At 65.3% G+C, this 17,699-nt stretch carries 16 protein-coding genes; 1 reads left to right on the top strand and 15 read right to left on the bottom strand.

The annotated features are described in order from the left end of the window. From RM96_RS15105 to RM96_RS15045, 13 genes are all read right to left on the bottom strand, one after another. Entirely contained in the window at positions 1–1,053 is a 1,053-nt protein-coding gene (locus RM96_RS15105) for a branched-chain amino acid ABC transporter permease (RefSeq protein WP_039011676.1), read from the bottom strand. A gap of 220 nt (positions 1,054–1,273) precedes the next feature. After that, positions 1,274–2,422, bottom strand: a complete 1,149-nt coding sequence (locus RM96_RS15100; RefSeq protein WP_039011675.1) for an ABC transporter substrate-binding protein — start codon at positions 2,420–2,422, stop codon at positions 1,274–1,276. A gap of 281 nt (positions 2,423–2,703) precedes the next feature. Then, positions 2,704–3,462, bottom strand: coding sequence for a sulfite exporter TauE/SafE family protein (locus RM96_RS15095; RefSeq protein WP_039011673.1), 759 nt, complete (start codon positions 3,460–3,462; stop codon positions 2,704–2,706). 61 nt (positions 3,463–3,523) lie between these two features. Then, positions 3,524–3,907, bottom strand: a complete 384-nt coding sequence (locus tag RM96_RS15090) for a hypothetical protein (protein ID WP_238587281.1) — start codon at positions 3,905–3,907, stop codon at positions 3,524–3,526. A 467-nt stretch (positions 3,908–4,374) separates the two neighbouring features. Next, positions 4,375–5,412, bottom strand: coding sequence for a branched-chain amino acid ABC transporter permease (locus RM96_RS15085; RefSeq protein WP_039011670.1), 1,038 nt, complete (start codon positions 5,410–5,412; stop codon positions 4,375–4,377). After that, entirely contained in the window at positions 5,412–6,296 is an 885-nt protein-coding gene (locus tag RM96_RS15080; RefSeq protein ID WP_039011669.1) for a branched-chain amino acid ABC transporter permease, read from the bottom strand. The genes RM96_RS15085 and RM96_RS15080 overlap by 1 nt, the downstream gene beginning before the upstream one ends. A 100-nt stretch (positions 6,297–6,396) precedes the next feature. Continuing rightward, the gene (locus RM96_RS15075) at positions 6,397–7,605 is read right to left on the bottom strand and encodes an ABC transporter substrate-binding protein (protein ID WP_039011668.1); all 1,209 of its coding nucleotides are present in this window, start codon (positions 7,603–7,605) and stop codon (positions 6,397–6,399) included. A 76-nt stretch (positions 7,606–7,681) separates the two neighbouring features. Then, positions 7,682–8,407: an ABC transporter ATP-binding protein gene (locus RM96_RS15070; protein WP_039011667.1), complete on the bottom strand. Its 726-nt coding sequence runs from the start codon at positions 8,405–8,407 to the stop codon at positions 7,682–7,684. 10 nt (positions 8,408–8,417) lie between these two features. After that, entirely contained in the window at positions 8,418–9,194 is a 777-nt protein-coding gene (locus tag RM96_RS15065; RefSeq protein WP_039011665.1) for an ABC transporter ATP-binding protein, read from the bottom strand. 343 nt (positions 9,195–9,537) lie between these two features. After that, complete coding sequence (locus tag RM96_RS15060; protein ID WP_039011663.1) at positions 9,538–11,157, bottom strand: GMC family oxidoreductase; 1,620 nt, start codon at positions 11,155–11,157, stop codon at positions 9,538–9,540. A gap of 211 nt (positions 11,158–11,368) precedes the next feature. Continuing rightward, positions 11,369–12,316 (bottom strand): alpha/beta hydrolase, encoded by a 948-nt coding sequence (locus tag RM96_RS15055; RefSeq protein ID WP_039011657.1) that lies wholly within the window; start codon positions 12,314–12,316, stop codon positions 11,369–11,371. Between the two features lie 101 nt (positions 12,317–12,417). Next, the gene (cueR, locus tag RM96_RS15050) at positions 12,418–12,831 is read right to left on the bottom strand and encodes a Cu(I)-responsive transcriptional regulator (protein WP_039011655.1); all 414 of its coding nucleotides are present in this window, start codon (positions 12,829–12,831) and stop codon (positions 12,418–12,420) included. After that, entirely contained in the window at positions 12,828–15,293 is a 2,466-nt protein-coding gene (locus tag RM96_RS15045; protein WP_039011651.1) for a heavy metal translocating P-type ATPase, read from the bottom strand. Before RM96_RS15045 ends, cueR begins: the two co-directional genes overlap by 4 nt. A 200-nt stretch (positions 15,294–15,493) precedes the next feature. On the opposite strand from RM96_RS15045, the gene RM96_RS15040 reads away from it, so the two are divergent. After that, the gene (locus RM96_RS15040) at positions 15,494–15,694 is read left to right on the top strand and encodes a heavy-metal-associated domain-containing protein (protein ID WP_039011649.1); all 201 of its coding nucleotides are present in this window, start codon (positions 15,494–15,496) and stop codon (positions 15,692–15,694) included. Between the two features lie 61 nt (positions 15,695–15,755). Here RM96_RS15040 and RM96_RS15035 read toward each other — a convergent pair whose 3' ends face one another. Then, positions 15,756–16,475: an OmpW/AlkL family protein gene (locus tag RM96_RS15035; RefSeq protein WP_039011648.1), complete on the bottom strand. Its 720-nt coding sequence runs from the start codon at positions 16,473–16,475 to the stop codon at positions 15,756–15,758. A gap of 244 nt (positions 16,476–16,719) precedes the next feature. Continuing rightward, complete coding sequence (locus RM96_RS15030; RefSeq protein WP_039011646.1) at positions 16,720–17,673, bottom strand: delta(1)-pyrroline-2-carboxylate reductase family protein; 954 nt, start codon at positions 17,671–17,673, stop codon at positions 16,720–16,722. Positions 17,674–17,699 lie beyond the last annotated feature (26 nt).

Below are 17,699 nucleotides of genomic sequence, written 5' to 3'. Positions count from 1 at the left end.
TTATTCCTCCTCCTCGACATGCTTGCTCGTCAGCGAGCGCCACAGCAGCACCGGGATGATCAGGGTGAAGACGATGACCTCCTTGAACGCGCTGGCCCAGAAGGACGAATAGGATTCAAGCAGGCCCACCAGGATCGCACCGAGCGCTGCAATCGGATAGCTCACCAGTCCGCCGACGATGGCGCCGACGAAGCCCTTGAGGCCAACCAGGAAGCCCGACTCGTAGTACACGGTCGTCAGCGGCGCGATGAGGATGCCGCACAGCGCGCCCATCGCCGCGGCCAGCGTGAATGACAGGCGGCCTGCCTGCGTGGTGCCGATGCCGACCAGGCGGGCACCCAGCCGGTTCACAGCCGTGGCGCGCAACGCCTTGCCCTGCAGCGTGCGCTCGAAATAGAAGTACAGTGCACCGATCAGCAGCGCCGACACACCCACCACCCACAGGCTCTGCCCAGACACCGTCAGGCTGCCCACCTCGAAACGCGCTTCCGAGAACGCCGTGGTACGCGAGCCCTCCGCGCCGAACATCACCAGCCCCAGTCCCACCAGCGCGAAATGCACACCGACCGAGACGATCAGCAGCACCAGCGTACTCGCTTCGGCCAGCGGCTGGTAGGCCAGCCGATACAGCATCGGCCCGAGCGGAATGATGATCAGCAGCGTGAGCGCGATCTGCGCAAGCATCGGCATCGGCTGTGCGCCGAACTGCTGCGCCACCAGATGGACCACGATCGGAAACGCCAGGTACTTGCCAGCCAGCACGCCCACCCTTCGGCCGAACGTGCGCCGCAGCTCGGCGCTGCGCAGTACCGTCGCCAGTTCATAGAGGAACGTCAGCACGCCCATCGCCAGCAACAGCCAGCTGGTCTGCGGCGCGTGGCCCGATTGCATGGCCGCCAGCGTGAGCGCGCCATAGGCGACGAACTCCCCTTGCGGAATGAAAATGACGCGGGTCACCGAGAACACCAGCACAAGTGCCAGTGCCAGCAGCGCGTAGATCGCGCCGGAGGTGATCCCGTCCTGCGCCAGGATGGCGGCAATCGAGAGGTCCATTGTCTCCCCGGGTTATGAATTTCCTGCCTGCATCGGAGGGGCGGACAGGGCGCGCAGCGCTATGGGATTACGAAATAGTAAACGGGTTGCCTATTGCGGAAATACAGGGCAACCCTAGGTATTGCGGTGGGGAAGAGGGAATCCGACCGATATGAGAGAAAAAAGGCGCATGGCTGACCATGCGCCTTCCTGTACTACGCGTCCAGCAAGAACCGGCTGCCTACTTCTGCAGCTTCCACTTGCCGTCGACGATCTCGACCATCACGCGTGAGCGCTGGTCGAAGCCCAGGTGGTCGGTCGCACTCATGTTCATGATGCCGTGCGAGACCGGCAGGTTCCTGGTCTGCTCCATCGCATCGCGTAACGCCTTGCGGAATTCCTTGGTGCCGGGCTGGCCCTTCTTCAGCGCCTCCGGAATGGCGTTCTGCAGGATCAGGCCCGCATCCCAGGCGTGGCCGCCGAAGGTCGAGACCTGACCGCCGAAGGCCTTCTCATACGCCGTCTTGTAGGCCAGTGCCGGCTTCTTCACCGGGTTGGTGTCCGGCAGTTGCTCGGCCACCAGCAGCGGGCCGGCAGGCAGGAAGGTGCCTTCGCAATCCTTGCCGCACACGCGCAGGAAATCGGGGTTGGCCACGCCGTGCGTCTGGTAGATCTTGCCCTTGTAGCCACGCTCCTTGAGCGCCTTCGCCGGCAGCGCCGCGGGCGTACCCGAACCTGCGATCAGCACCGCGTCGGCGTTGCTGCCCATCATCTTCAGGACCTGGCCGGTCACCGAAGTGTCGGTGCGCGCAAAGCGCTCATTGGCCACCACCTTGATCTTGCGCAGCTCCGCCACCTTGGCGAACTCCTGCGCCCAGCTGTCGCCGTAGGCATCCGCAAAGCCGATGAACGCCACCGTCTTCACGTTGTGGTTGGTCATGTGCTCGGCAATGGCGGTTGCCATGTGCGAGTCGTTCTGCGGCGTCTTGAAGACCCAGGCGCGCTTGGCATCCATCGGCTCGATGATGCGGGCCGAGGCGGCCATCGTAATCATCGGCGTCTCGTTCTCGGCCACGATATCGACCATCGCCAGCGAGTTCGGCGTCACGGTGGAGCCCACCACGACATCGACCTTGTCCTCGCTGATCATCTTGCGGGTGTTCTTGACGGCGGTGGTGGTGTCGGAGGCATCGTCGAGGACGATATATTCGATCTTCTTGCCCGCGATTTCCTTGGGCATCAGCGAAACCGTGTTCTTCTCCGGAATGCCCAGCGATGCCGCCGGGCCCGTGGCCGACACCGTGACCCCGACCTTGACCTGGGCGCTGGCGGCGCCCGCAAACAGGCTCGATGCAGCGATGGCCAGCAGGCTGGCGCGCTTGAAATTCATCTTGTCTCCTTCGGTTCCTGCAAACGGAAAAGGCATCCGCGCGGCCTCCGCCGCCGGATGCCTCTTTTTTTCTTGCCGACCCCTCGGGTCATCCGCAGGCGCATCGCTGGCACCTGCGTACTACCAGGAACGATCAGGATCATTCCCCATTTTCCCGTCCGCGCCCACTCCCCCGGAAGCGCTTCGTCATTTACCGACCGTGCGGTCGGGAATGCGAATCGAGTCTAACACAGCGATCTGGCGCGAAAAGGAGGAATAACCCGCATCGCCAGGGCCCTCACTCACCGCAGGAACGCATCCCAGGCCGTCTTCAGGATCAGCGCGCTGACCACCACGATAAAGACCTTGCGCACGAAGGCGCTGCCGTGCCGCAGCGCCAGCCGGCTGCCAACCTGGCTGCCGGCCACGTTGGCCACCGCCATGACCAGCCCGAGCTGCCACCAGATATGACCCTTGCTCGCCAGTAGCAGCAAGGCCGCCAGGTTGGTGGCCAGGTTCACCAGCTTGGTCGAGGCCGCAGCATGCAGGAAGTCGTAGCCGAACACCCGCACGAACACAATCATCAGGAAGCTGCCAGTCCCCGGTCCGAACACGCCGTCATAGAAGCCAAGGGCGGCGCCGGCCAGCAGCGCCGCCGCGCGCTCGCGCCCGCCCTTGAGCGCAGGCGCATGCTGCGCGCCCAGGTCTTTCTTCGCCACCGTATAGGCCAGCAGCGCCACCAGCACGAATGGCAGCGCCTTGCGCAGTGGCTCGGCCGGGATCATCGTGAGCGCCCACGCGCCGGCCATGGAAAAGATGAATGCCGCGATCACTGCCGGCGCCGTCGCGCCCCAGTAAATGCGCACGCTGCGGCCGTAGCGCAGCGCGGCGTTGGCGGTACCGGCGATCGATCCCACCTTGTTGGTGCCGAGCAGCGTGGCCGGCGACATGCCGGGGAAGGCAGAAAACAGCGCCGGGATCTGTACCAGGCCGCCACCACCGGCGACTGCGTCGATCAGGCCGGCAAGGAAAGCGGCTACCGCAAGGAATGCGAACTCCATGATTGCAGGAAAGAAAAGGAAGGGAGAAACGGAAAAGAAGCCACCGTGGCCAAGGCCCTCGTCAGCCGAGCTTTTTTGCCGCAGGCGAGAGGTTGAGTTGCCACATGCCGTTGCCGTGCAGGACGAAGCCGGGAGGCGGTGTGCCGGCAATCAGGCCGGGCGCCAGCAGGACATGGCGGATGCCATGCGCGCGGCCCCAGTCTGCCAGCGCGTCGCAGCACGATGCCAGGCAGGCACGACCCGCTTCTGCGGGCTGCCCGGCTGACATCCACCATTCACTGGCATGAGCCACCAGCCCGCCGAAGGACAGGCTCGGCGCAAGCGTCACTGGCAGACAAGCGAGAAGATCACTTTGAGATTCGGCCAGTAGGCACAAGCCGCGCCCGGATTGCGCTAGGAAATCGCCCAGCATCAGGCGCCGTGCCCGGGCAGCGGGGACGGACATCGGCTGGATGGCCTGGAGCCAGCGTTCAAGCTGAGGGCCATCCGAGTCCACCCCAAGCCGTACCTGATACTGCGGAAATGACGAAGTCGCCTCGGCAGGCGGGACGGGATGATCGGGAAAGTGGGGAGCGGACGGCATGACGGGCCAGGAAAGCGAGCCCGCATTGTCTCATGCGGCGGGGGCGAGGCTTATGCCGTTCGGGCATCGCCGCCCGAAGCTGGTGCAAATTGCGATGGAACCGGAACCCGGAGCGGCGGAAGCACCAATGAAAAAAGCGTTGCCGAGGATCACCCGGCAACGCCCTTTATTTTATAACGCTGCTACCCGACACCGGGTGCGCGCCTGTCGTCTCCTCGCTTCCGCCTCCATTAATCCTGCGAAAACCGTATATGGAATGTAACGAAGCGGTGCGTCAGGGACAAGCTAGAAGAAACCCTAGCCCCAAAATCGGGCATGTCGACCAGCCTTCACTCCGACTTGCGGCTGAACAGCGCCTGCAGTTCACCCATGATGCCGCGACGGAAGGTCAGCACGCAGATCACGAAGATCGCGCCGGTCACCATTGTCACCGATTCGCCCAGTACATTGAACCAGCCGATGCCGGTGACCGAGGCCAGGAACGAACCGATGTCGCCCAGCTTGTTCTCCAGCGCCACCACCACGAAGGCACCGACAATCGGACCAGACAGCGTACCCAGGCCGCCGACCAGCGTCATCAGGATCACCGAGCCCGACATCGACCAGTGCACGTCGGTCAGCGTCTCGAAGCCCAGCACCAGTGCCTTGATCGAACCGGCCAGCCCGGACAGCGCGGCCGACAGCACGAAGGCCATCAGCTTGAAGCGGTCCACGTCATAGCCCAGCGAGATGGTGCGCGGCTCGTTCTCCTTGATCGCCTTGAGGATCTGGCCGAACGGCGAATGCACGGTACGCACGATCAGCGCGAAGGCCGCGACGATGATGGCCAGCGCCACGTAGTACAGCGTCATGTCGTTCGACAGCGAAATCAGGCCGAACAGCTTGCCGCGCGGGATCCCCTGCAGGCCGTCCTCGCCGCCGGTGAACGGCACCTGCAGGCAGATGAAGAACAGCATCTGCGCCAGCGCCAGCGTGATCATCGAAAAGTAGATGCCCTGGCGGCGGATCGCCAGCGCTCCGACCACGTACCCGATCAGAGCGCCCGTAGCGGTACCGAGGATCAATCCAATTTCCGGCGTCACGCCCAACACCTTCATCGCCTGGCCAGCCGCGTAGCCGGCGCCGCCGAAGAACGCGGCATGCCCGAACGAGAGCAGCCCGGTATAGCCGATCAGCAGGTTGAAGGCACAGGCGAACAGCGCGAAGCACAGCACCTTGAGCACGAACACCGGATAGGCGCCCACCAGCGGCGCCACGATCAGCGCCGCCAGCAGTAACCCGTACAACAGCTTCTTCTGCACGCCCCGCCTCTCTTTCGCCTGATCCGGCTTGATTGCCACCGTGGATGGTGTCGATGGTGCGCTCATCACTTCTCCCTCCCGAACAGGCCGGCCGGACGCAGCAGCAGCACGATCACCATGATGAAGAACACCACGGTCGACGATGCTTCAGGATAGAACACCTTGGTCAGCCCTTCGATCACGCCCAGCCCCAGGCCGGTCAGGATCGAACCCATGATCGAACCCATGCCGCCGATCACCACCACCGCGAACACGATGATGATCAGGTTCTGCCCCATCAGCGGCGAGATCTGGATCACCGGCGCGGCCAGCACGCCGGCAAACGCCGCCAGCGCGACGCCGAAGCCGTAGGTCAGCGTCACCATGAGCGGCACGTTCACGCCGAAGGCCTCGACCATCTTGGGGTTTTCGGTGCCGGCGCGCAGGTATGCGCCCAGCTTGGTCTTCTCGATCACGTACCAGGTGGCAAAGCAGACCGCCAGCGAGGCCACCACTACCCAGGCGCGATAGTTCGGCAGGATCATGAAGCCGAGGTCGGTCGCGCCCTGCAGCGCATCGGGCGTGGAGTACGGCAGCCCCGACACGCCGTAGATCGAGCGGAAGATCCCCTCAACCACCAGCGTGATGCCCAGCGTGAGCAGCAGGCCGTAGATATGGTCGAGCTTGTAGATCCAGCGCAGCATGGTCTTTTCGATAACCACGCCCAGCACCGCAACCACCAGCGGCGACAGGACCAGCATGATCCAGTAGTTGAGCCCGGCGTACTCCATGCCCATCCAGGCCAGCACCGCACCCAGCATGAAGAGCGCACCGTGCGCGAAATTGATGACGTTGAGCAGGCCGAAGATGACCGCCAGGCCAAGGCTCAGCATCGCATAGAAAGCGCCGTTGACCAGCCCCAGCAACAGCTGGGAGAGCATGGCCGGCAAGGGTATTCCGAAGATATCCATCGCGGTGGTTACTTGTCGCTGTGGTGAGCTCCCCTCTCCCGCACGCGGGACAGGGGAGCAAACCGGCTGGCCCGCTAACCGCCCAAGCCAGCCGGCCCTCTTACTTCTTCAGCAGCGCACACTTCGACTCGGCCACCGTCGTGAAAGCCTGCTCGCCAGGAATGGTCGCCACGACCTTCAGGTAGTCCCAAGGCTTCTTCGATTCGGCCGGCGTCTTCACCTCCATCAGGTACATGTCGTGGATGCCACGGCCGTCCTGGCGGATATAGCCCTTCGTGTAGAAGTCGTTGATCTTCATCTTCTTCAGCTCGGCCATGACCTTGTCCGGATCATCCGTCTTGGCCGCGGCAACGGCCTTCAGGTAGGTGCTGGCGGCCGAGTAGTCGGCGGCCTGCAAGCTGCTCGGCATCTTCTTCATCTTGCTGAAGTACCGGTTGGCGAACTTGCGGGTGTCGTCGTTCATGTCCCAGTACCAGCTGTCGGTCATCAGCAGGCCTTCGGTGTTCTTCAGGCCCAGGCTGTGCACGTCGTTGATGAACATCAGCAGGCCCGCGATCTTCATCTTCTTGGTGATGCCGAATTCCTTGGCAGCCTTGATCGCGTTGATGGTGTCGCCGCCGGCGTTGGCCAGACCCAGGATCTGCGCCTTGGACGACTGCGCCTGCAGCAGGAACGACGAGAAGTCCGACGCCGACAGCGGGTGCCGCACCGCGCCGGCCACCGTGCCGCCGTTGGCCTTCACCACCGCTGCAGTGTCGTTTTCGAGCGAGTGGCCGAAGGCGTAGTCGGCGGTCAGGAAGAACCACGACTTGCCGCCCTGCTTCACCACCGCGCTGCCGGTGCCCTTGGCCAGCGCCACCGTGTCATACGCGTAGTGCACTGTGTACGGCGAGCACTCTTCGTTGGTCAGGCGGGCCGTGCCGGCACCGACGTTGATGTAGACGCGCTTCTTCTCCGAGGCGACCTTGTTCATCGCCAGCCCGGTACCCGAGTTGGTGCCGCCGATCAGCACGTCCAGGCCCTGCTGGTCCATCCACTCGCGCGCCTTCGAAGCCGCGATGTCGGCCTTGTTCTGGTGGTCTGCGGAGATCAGTTCGATCGGCTTGCCCAGCACCTTGCCGCCGGCATCCTCGATCGCCATCTTGATGGCTTCCAGGCCGCCCGGACCGTCGATGTCGGCATACAGGCCGGACAGGTCGGTGATAAAGCCGATCTTGACGGTGTCGCCCGATACCTGCGCGGCAGCGTTGAACGAAACTGCACCCATGGCAATGGCCGCCATCGCGACCGCGAGCCGAGTCTTCTTCATGTCTTAGTCTCCTGAGTTGCGGCGGCGTGCGCGCCACCCGTTCCTGCCAAACATCAAACCATTCCGCGTGTGCGGATCAGACCCCAAGCAGCTCGTGCAACACCGGCATCTTGGCTTCCAGCTCATTGGCGGCGAAGCGCTCGACGATGCTGCCGTGCTCCATCACATAAAAGCGATCGGCCAGCGGCGCGGCAAAGCGGAAGTTCTGCTCCACCATCACCACCGTGTAGCCCTTCTTCTTGAGCATCAGGATCATGCGGGCCAGCGCCTGCACGATCACCGGCGCCAGCCCTTCCGAGATCTCGTCGAGCAGCAGCAGGTTCGCGCCCGTGCGCAGGATGCGCCCGACCGCCAGCATCTGCTGCTCGCCGCCGGAAAGCCGCGTGCCCTGGCTCTGGCGGCGCTCCTTCAGGTTCGGGAACATCTCGTAGATCTCGGCCTCGCTCATGCCCTGGCTGGTGTCCGCGCCCTTCAGCACGGGCGGCAGCATCAGGTTCTCTTCGCACGACAGGCTGGAGAAAATCGCGCGCTCTTCCGGGCAATAGCCAATGCCGTAGTGCGCAATCTTGTGCGTGGGCAGGCCGATGGTCTCGTGGCCGTTGACCTTGATCGAGCCCTTGCGCGCGCCGGTCAGGCCCATGATTGCGCGCAGCGTGGTGGTGCGCCCGGCGCCGTTGCGGCCGAGCAGCGTCACCACTTCGCCGCGGTTCACCGTCAGGTCCACCCCATGCAGGATGTGCGATTCGCCGTACCAGGCGTGCAGGTCGTTGATTTCGAGCGCGGGCGTATTGGTTGTCGTCATGTCTTGACCCTCAGTGCGCGCCTTGCAGTTCGGCGTCGACGGTACCCATATAGGCCTCCATCACGCGCGGGTCCTTCGACACTTCGGCGTATGGGCCTTCGGCCAGGATGGCACCGCGCTGCAGCACCGTGATCTTGTCGGCAATCGACGACACGACGTTCATATTGTGTTCCACCATCAGGATGGTGCGGCCCGCGGAGACCTTCTTGATCAGTTGCGTGACGCGGTCCACGTCCTCGTGGCCCATGCCCTGGGTGGGCTCGTCGAGCAGCATCAGCTCGGGCTCCATCGCCAGGGTGGTGGCGATCTCGAGCGCGCGCTTGCGGCCGTACGGCAGGTTCACCGTCACCGTGCCGGCAAACTCGGTCAGGCCGACCTGCTCGAGCAGCTCCATCGCGCGGCCGTTGAGCACGTCGAGCGAACGCTCGCTGCGCCAGAACTGGTACGCGGTGCCAAGCTGGCGCTGCAGGCCGATGCGCACGTTCTCCATCACCGTCAGGTGCGGGAACACGGCCGAGATCTGGAACGAACGGATGACTCCGCGCCGGGCGATCTGCGCCGGGCGTTCGCGGGTGATGTCGATGCCGTTGAAGAGAATGGTGCCGGTGGTCGGCTCCAGGAACTTGGTGAGCAGGTTGAAGCAGGTCGTCTTGCCCGCGCCATTGGGGCCGATCAGCGCATGGATCGAGCCGCGCCGCACGCGCAGGTTGACGTCGCTCACTGCCGTGAACCCCTTGAACTCCTTCGTGAGGTTCCGCGTTTCCAGGATGGTTTCCTGCTGATTCATAGTCTCCTGCCCGCCCTCTTGCTGAACTGCCGGCTTGTGCCCGGCACTGACAATGGTTCGAACTCGGCCTGTTTCGCCGTGGCGTCGCTCATATGTTTGATTACGGCGCGACTACCGCAGAGGCATGACCGTCCGGCGCTGCATGTGCAGACTGGCGCACCGTATGACGGCGTCTATTGTGTGCGCCTGCTGCATGGCAAAACATCGGGGTTTGCACTATGACACATGAACCAAGTGTCAGGTTTATGTCAGCGCGCCAGATGTCAATTTAGAGAAAGAAGCCGACAAAAACCACGACATTGACCGATGAAAACGCGATTGCTGATTTTCTGAGCAGCTTCGCTTATGCCGCGATTCGCTCCTTGCGGTCCTCGCGGATCAGGTCGCTGGCGCGCTCGGCGATCATGATCGTGGGCGAGTTGGTATTGCCCGACGTGATCAGCGGCATCACCGAGGCATCGACCACGCGCAGGCCGTCGATGCCCAGCACGCGCAGACGATGATCCACCACGGCGTCCGGATCGTCGGCCCGGCCCATCCTGCACGTGCCGACCGGGTGGAAGATGGTCGTGCCGATATTGCCCGCCGCCTCGGCCAGCGCCTCGTCCGTCTCGATGCCTGGCCCCGGCAGCCACTCCTCGGGACGATACGGCGCCAGCGCAGGCGATGCCACGATGCGGCGCGTAAGCCGCAGCGAATCGGCCGCTATGCGCCGGTCGGCCTCGGTCGACAGGTAGTTGGGCGCGATCGCCGGCGCCTGGCGGAAATCCGCGCTGCCGATATGCACGCTGCCACGCGACGTCGGCCGCAGATTGCATACGCTTGCGGTGAACGCGTTGAAGGCATGCAGCGGATCCCCGAACTTGTCGAGCGACAGCGGCTGCACGTGATATTCGAGATTGGGGCGCGGCTGCGAAGGATCGGAACGTGCGAACGCGCCAAGCTGCGAAGGCGCCATGCTCATCGGCCCGCTCTGGTTGAAGGCGTATTCCAGCCCGATGCCGAGCTTGCCCCACCAGCTCGCCGCGCGCGTATTGAGCGTGCGCACGCCGTGGACCTTGACCACCGAGCGCAGTTGCAGATGGTCCTGCAGGTTCTCGCCCACGCCGGGCAGCGCATGCCGCACGGGAATGCCCAGCGCCTGCAGCCGCTCGCCCTGGCCGATGCCAGACAGCTCCAGCAGCTGCGGCGTGTTCACCGCCCCCGCGGCAAGAATGACTTCCTGTGCGGCCGCCGCCATGTGCGCCTGTCCGCCGCCGACATAGTTCACGCCGGTGCAGCGCCGTCCGTCGAACGTCAGCGCACTGACCTGGGCGCCGGTGACGATGGTCAGGTTGGGCCGGTGCGCCGCGCCCCGCAGAAAGGCCTTCGACGTGTTCCAGCGGATGCCGCGCCGCTGGTTGACCTCGAAGTAGCCCACGCCGAAGTTGTCGCCGCGATTGAAGTCGTCCGTGCGCGGAATGCCAGCCTGCTCCGCGGCATCGATAAAGCGCTCCAGGATGTCCCAGCGCAGGCGCTGCGCCTCCACCCGCCATTCGCCGCCGGCACCGTGGAATTCGCTCGGGCCGCGGTAATGGTCCTCGCTGCGCTTGAACAGCGGCAGCACATTGTCCCAGCGCCAGCCGTCGTCGCCCGACAGCCGTGCCCACTCGTCGTAATCCTCACGCTGGCCGCGCATGTAGATCATGCCGTTGATCGAAGACGAACCGCCCAGCACGCGGCCGCGCGGATAGCCCAGCGAGCGCCCGTTCAGCCCGGCCTCGGCCACGGTGCGGTACAGCCAGTCCGTGCGCGGGTTGCCGATGCAATACAGGTAGCCGACCGGGATATGGATCCAGTGATAGTCGTCCTTGCCGCCGGCTTCCAGCAGCAGCACGTTGACGTCGGCGTCCTGCGTCAGGCGGTTGGCCAGCACGCAGCCGGCCGAGCCGGCACCCACGATGATGTAGTCGTACGTCTCCATGTGTCCTTGTCGGTTCTGTTCTGTTCTGCTCTGTTCGGTTTGCTAGTTTGCCCCTTCTTTCCGAAAGAGAGAATCATCGCGGACAATCGGCGGGCTGCAACCGATCAACGGCCGCTCTTGAGAAGCAGCCCCGGCGTCAGATGCATCGCGGAACGCACAGCGTGAGCGCCCGGCCCTGCTCCTTCGAAGACCAGGCTCCGGATGACCCGCCTTAGCCCGAAGCAGGCACCAGATGGCCGCGCAGCCATTGCGTCAGCGCAGCGAACACCTCGCTGCGCAGCGGCTCCGCCTCATTGAAGATCTCGTGGTAGCCGTGGTCGAACCACACCTGCTCGCGCAGGTCCGCGGGCGCGTTGCCGAAGAACGTGCGGCTGCCGGCCGGATCGACGATGCGGTCGGCGCCGCCCACCAGCATCAGCATCGGCGCCTCCAGCCGTGGTGCATCGGCCTGGGCTTGCGCCATGCCGCGAATAAAGCTTTCGAGCACGTTGGCGGTGATGGTGGTCTGCACCAGCGGATCGCTGCGATAGCGCGCCACCACGCTGGCATCGTGCGACAGCAGACGCGCGTCGATGGGATTGGGCACGCGCAGGCGCGGCGCCAGCGACAGCAGCACGCGGTGGATCGCAAGCATCGGCTGCGAGAGCCGCAGCGCCAGCGCCGGCGACGACAGCAGCAGCGCGCGCACCGGGCGCACGCGCGCCGTGGCAAAACGCGCGGCGATCAGCCCGCCCATGCTGTGGCCGAGCAGGAATGGCAGCTCGTTCCAGCTGCGCACGGCGGCGTCATAGATCTCGGCCAGGTCGTCCAAGTAGGCATCGGGATGATCCACCACCATGCGCGCGCCGCCGCTGGCGCCGTGGCCGCGCTGGTCATAGCCGCGCACGCGCAGGCCGAGCCCGCACAGCACCTCGGCCACATGCTGGTAGCGCCCGCTGTGCTCGGCCAGGCCGTGTACCAGCAGCAGCGAGCCAAGCGCTTCCGGAAACTGTGCGGGATCGGGTAGCCACGTGCGCAACAGCAGTTCGGTGCCGTCACGCATGCGCTGGCGGCTTTCCACCGGTGCGATGGCAGCTGTCGTCGCCGCGGCTTCGGCAACGCCCGCCGGCTGGCCGGATCCGGCTGCGTGGACAGGTCCGTCCGTCATGGGTTCGTCCATTTGCAAGCATTCCTCCGTGGTACCGCCGGCCGGTGTCGCACACCGGTTTTGATTGTTGGTCGTCTTCTGCAGCGCTACCACTCGCCAGCCTGCGTTCCCCCTCAGTGGTGGCAGCCGTCTCCGCTTTCCGGCTGCGCCATGTCCGCCAGGATCGGACAGTCGGGCCGGTCATCACCGCTGCAGGCTTGCGCCAGATGGCGCAAGGTATCGCGCATATTGGCCAGCTCGGCGATGCGCTGTTCCAGGTCCGCCACATGACGCAGCGTCAGAGCCTTCACATCGGCACTGGCGCGCCCGCGGTCATGCCACAGCGACAGCAGATCGCGAATCTCGTCGAGCGAGAACCCGAGATTACGAGCGCGCCGCACGAAGCGCAAGGTGTGCACCGCGCGTTCGTCGTAGCGGCGATAGCCGCCTTCGGTGCGCGGCGGCGCATCGACCAGCCCGATGGACTCGTAGTGCCGGATCATCTTGGCGGAGACCCCCGAGGCCTGCGCCGCGTCTCCGATATTCATGCCTGCTCCTTATTTGCGTCCTGCGCGCCGGCAGCCGGATGCCAGCGCCGCAACAGCAGTGCGTTGCCAACCACGCTGACGCTCGAAAATGCCATCGCCGCCCCCGCCACCACCGGGTTGAGCATCCCGGCCGCAGCCAGCGGTATGCCGACCACGTTGTAGAAGAACGCCCAGAACAGGTTCTGGCGGATCTTGCGCACGGTGCGGTGCGACACCGCCAGCGCGTCGGCCACCAGCGCTGGGTCGCCACGCATCAGCGTGATGCCGGCGGCATGCATGGCGACATCGGTGCCGGTCGACATGGCGATGCCGACATCGGCCGCGGCCAGCGCCGGCGCATCGTTGATGCCGTCGCCCACCATCGCCACCACCGCGCCGTCCTGCCCCAGCGCCCGGACGCGCGCGGCCTTGTCTTCGGGCAGCACTTCGGCCTGCACATCATCCAGACCGAGCGCCTGCGCCACGCGCGCGGCTGCGCCGCGGTTGTCGCCGGTCAGCATCACGGTGCGCACGCCCGCGGCGCGCAAGCGGGCGATGGCTGCCACCGCACCCGGCTTGATGGCGTCGCCGAATGCCACCAGCCCCGCCACGCGCGGTGGCGTGGTTTCTACCAGCCACGAGACGGTGCGGCCCTCGTCGCGCAGACGATCCGCCGCCGCCTGCAGCGCACCCGCATCGGCGCCCAGCGACTCGCGCAGGCGATCGCTGCCAAGCTGCAGCGCGTGGCCGTCGACCTCGCCGGCAATGCCACGCCCGGGCAGCGACTGCACGCCTGTGGCAGACCGCACCACAAGGCCGCGCACCTGCGCCGCAGTCAGCACGGCACGCGCCAGCGGGTGTTCGCTGCCGGCCTGCAGGGCGGCCAGCCGCGCCAGCAGGCGCTCACCACCGGTGTCATCGGCATCGGCCGCATGCAACGCCACGACTTCCGGCTTGCCGACCGTCAGCGTGCCGGTCTTGTCGAAGGCCACCACGCTGACGCGATGGGCAATTTCCAATGCCTCGGCGTCCTTGATCAGGATGCCCGCGCGCGCACCGGCACCGGTGCCGGCCATGATCGCGGTGGGTGTTGCCAGCCCGAGCGCACACGGGCAGGCGATCACCAGCACCGCCACCGCGTTGAGCAGTGCCGCTTCCCAGTCTCCGGCGAACAGCCCCCAGCCGAGCACGGTCAGCAACGCAATGCCCAATACCACCGGCACAAACACCGCGCTGACCTGGTCCACCATGCGCTGGATCGGTGCCTTGGCGGCCTGCGCGTGCTCGACCATGCGGATGATGCGGGCCAGCACGGTCTCGGCGCCCACGGCCACGGTGCGGGCCACCAGCAGTCCTTCGAAGTTGATGGCGCCCCCGGTGAGGCGGTCGCCTGGCTTCTTGGGCACGGGCACGCTCTCGCCGGTCAGCATCGATTCATCGGCGTGGCTGTTGCCTTCGATCACCTCGGCATCGACCGGAATGCGCTCGCCGGGGCGCACCACCACATCATCGCCCACGCGCACGCTGCCCAGCGGCACAGTCAGTTCCTGACCGTCGCGGCGCACGCGCGCGGTGTCGGGCCGCAGTGCGGCCAGCGCACGAATGGCATCGGCGGTCTGGCGCTTGGCGCGCGTCTCCAGCCACTTGCCCAGCCTCACCAGCGTGATGACCACCGCCGCGCTTTCGAAATAGAGATGGGGCATGGCATCGGCCGGCGTGCGCCACATCAGCCACAGCGACAGCCCGTAGGCCGCGCTGGTGCCCAGTGCGACGAGCAGGTCCATATTGCCGGCGCCGGCGCGCACGGCCTTCCATCCGGCCTTGTAGAAGCGCCAGCCGAAAACGAACTGCACCGGCGTTGCCAGCAGCCACTGCACCCAGGCCGGCAGCATCCAGTGCACGCCGAACCACGCCAGCACCATCGGCGCCACCAGCGGCAGCGACAGCACCGCCGAGATCGCCACGGGCCACGGCCCGTTCCAGAATGTCGTTTCCCTTGCCGGCGACGCCGCGGCGCTGGCCTCCTCCATGACCGGAGAAGCACCGTAACCGGCGCGCGCCACCGCGGCCACCAGGGCCGCGGTATCGGCCGCGCCGCGCAGCATCGTCACGCTGGCGCGCTCGGTGGCCAGGTTCACCTGCGCATCGAGTACGCCCGGCACTGCGCGCAGCGCCTTCTCCACGCGCGACACGCACGAGGCGCAGGTCATATCGGAAATCGCCAGTTCAGCCATCTCGCGCGGCACCTCATAGCCAGCATCGGCTACCGCCCTGGCCGCAGCAGGCAGCACCGCGCCGTTGTCGGCACGCAGGGTGGCCTGCTCGGTCGCAAGGTTGACGGCCACCTCGCGCACGCCCGGCACTTTTGCCAGGGCGTTTTCCACCCGGCGCACACACGACGCGCAGGTCATGCCATCGATCGGCAGCTGCCATTCGGGGGCCTGCTCGGCCGGAAGCGCTGTAGCTACGGTGGAACTGGACATGGCTCGTCTTCTTCACAGTGTCGATGACTGGATCATGGACCTTACCATCATAGGAAGGTCAAGCCTGGCATGCAGGAGCATCTTGCGGCGCATCTTCCGGCCTTGTGAAAATGGGCTTGCGCTTCCCACGATGGGAAGGTTCACACTACGTCTGTCGCGGCGTCATGTCGCCAGTCCATCCCGTTCAGGAGAGCAGAAGAATGATCAATTTCCAGGTTGAAGGCATGTCGTGCAATCACTGCGTGGGCGCCATCACACGCGCGGTGCAGGCGGTGGATCCGGCTGCCAGGGTTTCGGCGGATGTGCCGACGCAGGCTGTGCGCGTGGAAAGCGGCGCGGACACCCAGGCCCTGCGCCATGCCATCGAGGAAGCCGGCTACCCGGTAAAGTCCGTGGCTTGAGAGAACGGCCAGCGACGAAAAAGGGCGCCTCGGCGCCCTTTTCTACTGACATGTGCCCCGCTCAGAAGCGATAGCCCACGTTCAGGAACGTCACCACCGGATCGATCTTGATCTTGGTGTGCGAGACGATCGTGACAGGACCGTTGGTCGTCGTGAGTGTCGCCTTGGCCGACAGCGGCAGGTACGAGACCGACAAGCCCACGAACCAGTTGTCCGTGACAGCGTAATTAGCACCGATATTGAACACCGGGTTCCACGAGCTATCCGCGCTGGCGCTCATCTTGCCGCCCGGCAGCACTTCGCGGTTGACGAAATTCTGGTTGCTGATGGTTTCGTCGGTGAACCAGGTGTAGTTCACCCCGATGCCAACATACGGACGGAACTTGGTCTTCGCCTCGAAGAAGTGGTACTTCACCAGCAGGGCCGGGCTCCACTGCCTGACCGATCCAAGCTTGCCGTACTGGCTGAAGCTGCCGTCGCCCCTGACATCGTGCTTGGGCGGAATGCCTGCCACGAATTCGCCCGAGATGTTGTCGGTGAAAAAGTGCGTAAAGGCAATGCCGAGGGTATCGGCCGACTCGATTTCCGCGCCAGTGCCGTTCTTGACAAGACCCACCGGGCGGCCGTTGATGCTGTCCACGGTCAGCGGATCCGCCGAGCTGTTCGGCATCACGCGGAACCAGCCCAGGCTGATGATATTGCTGCCAGCCGATTGCGCCTGCGCAGTTCCAGCCAGCGCCATGACAGCGCCAGCCGCCAGCATCTTATAGGTCGATTTCATAGTCCTCATACTCCTCATTCAGTTACTGCAGGCGTGCATTATCCGGCCTGCGGTACGAGGACTGTTTCAAACATGACACTAATTGGTAGAGTTGCGCCCCCAAACAAAGGGTTAACCATGAAGAAAACGGCATCTGCGATCGAATCACACAGCCATGCCGCAGCATCGGCGCAACGGTTTTGCCGATCCCGGCAAAGACCCTCAGTTATTAGGGGTTTTACCGAGGCGGCGGCGGCCACTCTGACTAGCCCTCGCTGGCCAGCACGCACGCGGCCAGATCCCACAGCGCATAACCCACGCTCTTGAACACCAGCGGGCTGCCGGTGCGGGCCCGAATCGCGTCGGCCTGGAGGATTGCCGTTTCGAACGGCTGCACGGTCGCCCAGTCGACGCCGGCCTGCAGCAGGTCGCCCGCCTCTTCCTCGATGCCAAACAGGGTGTCGGCCAGCAGGCGGCCGCTATCGGCAGCCGCATGGCACAGCGCCGGCGGCAGCTCGCACATGTCGGGACGGAATGCGCCCACGGCGGCAATGAAGTGATCGTCGCGCCAGAGCCTGCTGTCGAGATCGGGCAGCACCGGGCTGCGGCTGGACGTCACCGTGACGACCATCGAAACGCCGGGCAGCACCGCCGCCACATCGTCGGCCACTTCGGCCTCGACACCGAGCGAGCGAGCGTGGGCGGCCAGTGCCTCGGCCTTGCCGCGGGTGCGCGAATGCAGCCATACCTTGCGTACATGCAATCCCGCGATGAATGCTTCCAGGTGCGTCATGGCCTGCACGCCCGCGCCGACGATCAACAATTCCCCGTCAGGGCGCGCCGCAAGGGATTGCGCCGCCAGCAGCGATACGGCCGCCGTGCGGCGCCCGGTGACGGTGGGACCATCCAGCATGGCAATGCGCTCGCCCGTATGCGCGTCCACGATGACCACTTCGCCCAGGATATTCGGCAACCCGCGCTGCGGATTGCCCGGATGCACGGTGATGTTCTTGGTCATCACCAGCTTGCGGTTGCGCGCGGGCATCACCAGCAGCGTGCCTTCGCCGCCTTGCGGATCTCCCACCGGCAAGGCAATGCGCGGCGGCGCCATGGCGGTGCCGTCGCGCAACTCACCCAGCATGTCCGCAATTGCGCGGGCGAGTTCGGGATAGGGCAGGCGCGCCGCGGTGCTGGCGGCATCGAGAGGGACCAGGGACATGCAGGCGCTCCGGCAAGACGTTTGCG

The sequence above is a fragment of the Cupriavidus sp. IDO genome (genome assembly GCF_000812465.1).
Lineage (GTDB): Bacteria > Pseudomonadota > Gammaproteobacteria > Burkholderiales > Burkholderiaceae > Cupriavidus.
The sequence above is the reverse complement of the archived record's forward strand: the minus strand, read 5'-3'. Positions and strand labels throughout refer to the sequence as shown.